The 6463-nt window shown below is 63.6% G+C and carries 5 protein-coding genes and 1 pseudogene; 3 read left to right on the top strand and 3 right to left on the bottom strand.

The features are described 5' to 3' along the window. Positions 1 to 121, top strand: a pseudogene (locus Q0R16_RS19475) (IS630 family transposase); the annotation flags it as partial. A 113-nt stretch (positions 122 to 234) separates the two neighbouring features. Here the strand turns inward: Q0R16_RS19475 and Q0R16_RS19470 are convergent. The 3 genes from Q0R16_RS19470 to Q0R16_RS19460 all read right to left on the bottom strand — a co-directional run bounded on the left by Q0R16_RS19470 (position 235) and on the right by Q0R16_RS19460 (position 3108). Beyond that, on the bottom strand, positions 235 to 1596 hold the full coding sequence (locus Q0R16_RS19470; RefSeq protein WP_295640326.1) for a family 1 glycosylhydrolase: 1362 nt from the start codon (positions 1594 to 1596) through the stop codon (positions 235 to 237). A gap of 55 nt (positions 1597 to 1651) precedes the next feature. Beyond that, the gene (locus Q0R16_RS19465) at positions 1652 to 1912 is read right to left on the bottom strand and encodes a hypothetical protein (RefSeq protein WP_295640323.1); all 261 of its coding nucleotides are present in this window, start codon (positions 1910 to 1912) and stop codon (positions 1652 to 1654) included. A 176-nt stretch (positions 1913 to 2088) separates the two neighbouring features. Further along, complete coding sequence (locus tag Q0R16_RS19460; protein ID WP_295640320.1) at positions 2089 to 3108, bottom strand: AraC family transcriptional regulator; 1020 nt, start codon at positions 3106 to 3108, stop codon at positions 2089 to 2091. Between the two features lie 97 nt (positions 3109 to 3205). Between Q0R16_RS19460 and Q0R16_RS19455 the strand changes: the two genes are divergently transcribed. Together Q0R16_RS19455 and Q0R16_RS19450 are read left to right on the top strand one after the other, a co-directional pair. Beyond that, the gene (locus tag Q0R16_RS19455) at positions 3206 to 4681 is read left to right on the top strand and encodes a DUF1254 domain-containing protein (protein ID WP_295640317.1); all 1476 of its coding nucleotides are present in this window, start codon (positions 3206 to 3208) and stop codon (positions 4679 to 4681) included. Positions 4682 to 4735: 54 nt separating this feature from the next. Beyond that, positions 4736 to 6463: amidohydrolase family protein (locus Q0R16_RS19450; protein WP_295640314.1), on the top strand; the 1728-nt coding region annotated here is incomplete at its 3' end.

Below are 6463 nucleotides of genomic sequence, written 5' to 3'. Positions count from 1 at the left end.
CCGCGTCTTCACATCCTACGACAACATCATCGACCACTGCTGCGAAGCCTGGAACAAGCTCATCGATCAGCCTTGGCACATCATGACCATCGGCCGCCGCAAATGGGCGCGTGGGTCATGATCAGTGCAGGTTGGTATAAGGGCGCCAATCGCCATGACTGCATGGATGGCAGTGCGTGACATCGGCAACTCCCCGATGCATTATTGCGGCAGCAAACCTCTGGCTCGTTCAGTTCAAATGCGCCCGCTTCGTGCGATGCGTCCGTAGACCGCCGCGCTCGGCTTGAGTTTTCGCTCGAACGTCGTCCGATCCACGCTGGCCAGCCCGAAATGCGGCTTGTAGCCTTGCAGCCATTCGAAATTGTCGATCAACGACCAATGCATGTAACCGATCACCGGCAGACCGCTTTCGATAGCCTGATGCAGACCGGCCAGCACTTGCGGGATGTACCATGCGCGGCGGCGATCGTCGTCGGTCTCAAGCCCGTTCTCGGTCACGAACACCGGCTTGCCGGTGCGCTGGTGCGCGTATTCGACCATGTTGCGCAGCGCTGATGGTTGTTTGATCATTTCACCCATGGCCTTGGGATCGGTGAATGGCATTTCCGGCAGTGGCGGCATTTTCGCGCCCGCGCCGGGGATCGGAATTTGCCGGTAGGTTTGCACGCCGACAAAATCGCCCGACTGCTTGGCCGCGTCCATCCACGCGCCATAGGCCTTCTCGCGCATCGCCAGGTGCGAACTTTCGGCATTGCCCGGTTCGAAGTCGACCAGGTTGAGCGTAACCCCTGTCGGCAGGTTCGGACGCGCTGCCTTGATTGCGGCAAAGCCCTTGTGGTGTGCGGAGAGCAACTGCGGGGTCATGCCGACGATGTCGGGGTGGTCCATCGTCACGTACTGCGTGGTCCCGCTGCGGCGTGCCGCTTCGGCGTGCGCGCGGGCCTGGATTTCATCCTTGGCCTTGAAGTAGCCCGGCGAGAAGGCGCGGAACGTAAGCCCCACTTGCGGTTCGTTGATGGTGCAGGCGAACGCCATGCCGTCACCCAGTTCGCGCGCGACCTTATCGCAATAACGCGCGAACAGATCGGGGGACTCCGGGTTCAGCCAGCCTCCGGCTTCGGCAAACCAGCGCGGCGCGGCGACGTGGAAAAGTGTCACCACAGGATCGATCCCGGCCTTGCGAAGCGCGGCGATCATCCGACGATAATGGTCGAGTTCGGCGTGGGAGAACTCCCCGCGCACAGGTTCGATCCGCGACCACTCGACCGAGAAGCGATACGAATTAAGCCCGATAGCCTTGAGCAGCGCGATGTCTTGCTCGTACCGGTGATAACTGTCGCAGGCGTCGCCCGATCGTTCGGCATAGGCGCTGGGCTGGACCTGCTCCATCAGCCACAAGTCGGCGTTGGTCTGGTTCCCCTCGATCTGATAACCGGCGGTCGAAGCCCCCCAGCGGAAGCCGTGCGGAAACGACTTGCGCGTCGGAGACGATGCGGCACGCACCGGGACCGGACTGGCCGCGGCCAGCAGCGTTGCTCCGCCGACGCCGAGCAAGCTGCGGCGGTCGAGGTGCGGCCCGTCAATCGGATTTGACATGATAGTCTCCAGCAAGCTTTTTGCTGCGCGAACTTCCACAATCGAGTTTGGACAGTCAACTTTCTTTAAGTCGGTCAGTCCAATAATCGCCGCCGCGAACGATCCTGCATCCAATCCCGACTCGCCGACGGCCGTAGACGACGATAGGCATCGCGACGCGCATCTGCGCTTCGATCATGTCCTTGAGCTGGATTGTCGGCGCCTCCGGCATGTCCAGGCGTTTCCCGGCGACGAGGTCCAGCACGCTGGCCAGGAGCTTGTCGTGCTCGTTGAGCAGCAGCGGGTTGGTAAAGCCAAATTCCATAGACCGGCGCATGGTGATCCGGACCTTGGCTCTCCGGATGGCAACTGGCTGCGTTGGCGTACGGCACGAACGCGTTGGTGGCGATCCAGCAAGCCACGAGATCGCGCATAGGGGGCAGGGAGGACTTGGGCATGAAAGGACACCTTCAAGGTGAAGGAAGCGGTCATGCATAATTTGGCAGGAGCGGCTTATCGCCAATTTTGCCTGAATCGTCGGGGTGAAATGCCGATCCGCTTGCGCAAGAAGCGACTGAGCACGCTCGGCTCGGCAAAACCGAGACGCGACGCTGTTTCGGTCGCGCTGATGCCTTCGCGGCCCAGAAGGTCGCGCGCCAGCTCGATTCTGGTCTCCGCCAGGAGCTGCGAAAAACTGGTACCGGATCGTTGAAGCCGCCGTTGCAGTGTCCGGGGATTGATCGACATTGCCGCCGCAACTGCTTCGATCGTGGCCTCGCGCGTCGGCAGAAGCGTTCGGATAGCCGTTACAACACGGCTAGAAAGGTCACGCTGGGTGGCTGCAGCGACATGCTCGAGATGGTGCCGCACTCCGTTGCCTTGGCGTGCTGCTCTCCAGCGCAGGTCGTCGGCGCTGAAGACGATCGCGTTGTAGCCGGCCTCGAACACGACCTGTGCCCCGAAGGCACGCGCATAGTCTCCGGCCCGGCCAAGTTGGGCGTGCGCCAGCAACACCTTCGTCGGTCGCCACGCCGGGCCGAGGAACTGCGGAAAAACCCGCAACTGGATGGCCAGGACGGCTTCCACGAAATGCCGCGGTTCGTAAAGGCCGCGAGAGAGGACGCGCAATCGACCGACACCGCCAGGCCCATCCTGGTCGAGCATGAACGTATAGCCGGTGCTGTGTTGCCCGAGGTGAGCCGCGATCACGTCATAGTAATCGGCAATCGATCGGCTTTGTTCGGCGATCAACGCCGGCAGGCCGATGATGCGAGGCTCGACGCGTTCGGCCATGAGCAGCCCGAAATTGGGTGTTTGGCTTGTGGTTGCGACCCATTCGACAGCATCGATCATTGCTGTCGCCGGAATGAGCCCCCTGACTGTCGCCGCTCGAAGGTCCAGCCCGATGGCGTCGCAGATGTCGTCCGCCCCAATCCCCAGCGTGGCGGCAAACCGGAACAGCGGTTCGAGGCTGGTGTTCTGAGCCAGGTGCGGCATGGCGCAAATCATCAACATATTGTCGTGATCGGTCAAGTCTGAAGCGGGCAAGAGCGGCATTACCCTCGACGGGGCCATAATGGCTCATGGGAGGGGGCGAGCAATGAAGCGTTTGGCAACCGGATTGCTTGCCATGGCAGCCGCTTGGCAGCTCGCAGCGGCCCAGGACGCGCGCGCACAGGATGCGCAGGTCCTTCATTTCGGCGATGATACGATCGAGGCCGCCAGCCCGGTCTCGCCGCTCGTGGAAAAGGCGCTGCAAGCTTATGTCTATGGCTACACGCCGGTCTATTTCGACGTGTCGATGCAAACCTACACGAACGTCGCAAAGCCCAGCGAAAACCCCAACCAGATGTGGGCGCCGCGCGATCAGTTCTTCCACGGCCGCCGCCAGCAGACCGCCGAGAATACGATGGGTGTCGCGCCCAATTCCGATACGCTCTACACGGTGGCCTATCTCGATGTGAGCAAGGAGCCGATCATCTGGCACCTGCCGGCATGGCCGGGCCATTACTACGTCTGCCCGATCCACAACCAGTGGGCCGACAACATTTCGGTCGGCAATCGCACCAACCCCGGACCGATCGAGGTCGACTATGCGGTGACCGGCAAGGACTGGCACGGCACGCTTCCTCAAGGCGTCCGCCGCATCCAGATGGACAGCGACCACGCGATGATCCTGTGCCGCATCCGGCAGGATTTCGATCCCGCCAGCCTTTCCTCGGCACACCACTTTCAGGACGGCATGGCGCTGACGCCACTCTCGAAATGGCGCCGGGGCCAGGCGTACGTTCCACCAGCCGGCACCGTCGATCCCACGATCACGCCGCAAATGCTGACCACGGTTCCCAGGCAGATCATGGCGATGGACGCGCAGGCGTTCTATGGCCGGATGGCGGCGGTGCTGGCGATCAATCCTCCGACACAGGAGGACGGCGAGGCCGTCGCCAATCTCAAAAGCTTCGGCATCGTCGAGGGCCAGCCTTTCGATTTCGCCGCAATGCCCGCCGACAAACAGGATGCGTTGACGAAGGCGCTGGTGCTCGGCCCGCCGATGCTGCGCCGCGCGCTCGGCAATATCGGGCCGCGCGTCAACGGCTGGCCTTATGCGCTGGTCGTCGGGCGCTATCAGGAACATTACCTCAAGCGCGCCGCCGCCGCCCAGTTCGGCTTTTCGGGCAACATGATGGAAGACAACATGCAGTCGATCAACTTGCGCGACGCCGCCGGCGCGCAGTTGAACGGCAACCATCGCTACACCATCCATTTCGAAGCGGGCAAGACGCCATCGGTCGATGGCTTCTGGTCGTTCACGGTCTATACCGCCGGCACTTACGACATTTTTGCACCCAAGGGCCGCAACCCGGTGGGCAATCACGACAAGACCAACCCGCTCCATTTCAACGCCGACGGGTCGCTCGACATTGCTGTCCAAAGCGAGCCGACCGGCGATGCGGCCAAAGACCACAACTGGCTGGCGACGCCCAAGTGCGTGGACTTCATGGTCTATTTCCGGACGTATGGCCTGCATCCCGAAGTCTACAGCTTCAGCAGCGCGACCGGCCAGCCGGGCTACATTGTTCCGGCCCTGGTGCGAACCAGTGATTGAGTTCCGGCGCGACTGCGCCAACAATGCTTGGACAAATCTGGGAGAGAGCGCGTCATGACTCGAGACTATGACCTCGTCATTCGCGGCGGCACGCTGGCCGATGGCACCGGCGCCGCGCTGCGCGAGGCCGATGTGGCCATCAAGGACGGCCGGATCGCTGCCGTCGGTTCGGTCAGCGGTTCGGGGGACGAGGAGATCGATGCTCGTGGGCAACTGGTCACCCCCGGCTTCGTCGATATCCATACCCATTACGACGGCCAGGCAACCTGGGACCAGCGCCTTGCCCCATCGAGCTGGCACGGCGTGACCACCGCAGTGATGGGCAATTGCGGGGTGGGGTTTGCACCCGTGCGGCTGAAGGATCACGATCGCCTGATCGAACTGATGGAGGGCGTCGAGAACATCCCCGGCGCCGCGCTTCACGAAGGGCTGCGCTGGGACTGGCAGTCGTTTCCAGAGTATCTCGACACGCTTGCCGCGCGATCGTTCGATATCGATGTCTGCGCGCAACTGCCCCATGGAGCACTACGGGTGTTTGTCATGGGCGAACGCGGCGCCGCGCTCGAACCCGCGACCCCCGCAGATATTGCCGAGATGCGCAGCTTGACCGAGGCCGCCATGCGCGCGGGCGCGATCGGGTTTTCCACCTCGCGCACGATCAACCATCGCACCGTGACGGGTGATCCCACGCCATCGCTCCGCGCCAGCGAAGCCGAATTGATGGGCATCGCGATGGGGATCAAGGACGCCGGATCGGGTGTGATCGAGATGATCTCCGATTTTGATACCCCCGACCTGGCCAGCGAGTTCGCGATGATCCGGCGGCTGATCGAGGCATCGGGCCGCCCGCTGTCGCTGTCGCTCGCGCAGGCCCACGGCAAGCCCGAAGGTTGGCGCGCGTTGCTGGGGTTGGTCGAAGCGGCGGCGGACGAAGGATTGCCGATTTGCGGGCAAGTCGCGCCGCGCCCGATCGGCGTGCTTTATGGCTTGCAGGCCAGCCTCAACCCGTTCTCCTCGCTGGGGGCATATCGCGAAATCGCCGACCGGCCCCACGCCGAGCGGCTGGCCGCCATGCGCGACCCCTCGTTTCGGGCGCGCATGCTGGCCGAGGCGGCGGAGGCGAAATCGAGCGGCCCGGCGCGCCGCCTGATGGCGTTCGACCGGATGTTCGCGCTGGGTTCACAACCGAATTACGAGCCGGCAACCGCGCAATCGATCACTAGCATCGCCGCGCGCGAGGGGCGCCCGCCAGAAGCGGTCGCCTATGACTACATGCTCGAGGATGAGGGCCGAACGTTCCTGTTCGCGCCTTTCGCGAACTACGCCCATTGCAACCTGGACGCCTGCGGCGAGATGATGGCGAGCAAGCACACGGTCATGGGGTTGGGCGATGGCGGGGCGCACGTCGGGCTGATCTCGGACGCCAGCTTCCCGACTTACCTGCTGTCGCACTGGGGCCGCGACCGCGCGCACGGCCGGTTTGAAATCCCGTGGCTGGTCAAGCGCCAGACATCGGACACCGCGCGCGCGGTGGGCCTGTTCGATCGCGGCGTGATCGCCCTGGGCATGAAGGCCGACCTCAACGTGATCGACTTCGACCGGCTCGCCGTCGCGGCGCCAGAGATGGCGTTTGACCTCCCGGCCGGCGGCAAGCGCCTGTTGCAGCGGGCGCACGGCTACACCGCTACCATCGCTTCGGGCGCGGTGATCTACCGCGAGGGCGTGGCCACCGGCGCGCTGCCGGGACGGCTCGTGCGCGGCCCGCAAGCTCAGCCTGCACGC

The organism is Novosphingobium sp., assembly GCF_025351285.1.
Lineage (GTDB): Bacteria > Pseudomonadota > Alphaproteobacteria > Sphingomonadales > Sphingomonadaceae > Novosphingobium.
The sequence above is the reverse complement of the archived record's forward strand: the minus strand, read 5'-3'. Positions and strand labels throughout refer to the sequence as shown.

Coding starts and splice junctions, on each gene's coding strand:
- Q0R16_RS19470 (WP_295640326.1), bottom strand. CDS start 1,596: ATGTCAAATCCGATTGACGGGCCGCACCTCGACCGCCGCAGCTTGCTC.
- Q0R16_RS19465 (WP_295640323.1), bottom strand. CDS start 1,912: ATGCGCCGGTCTATGGAATTTGGCTTTACCAACCCGCTGCTGCTCAAC.
- Q0R16_RS19455 (WP_295640317.1), top strand. CDS start 3,206: ATGGCAGCCGCTTGGCAGCTCGCAGCGGCCCAGGACGCGCGCGCACAG.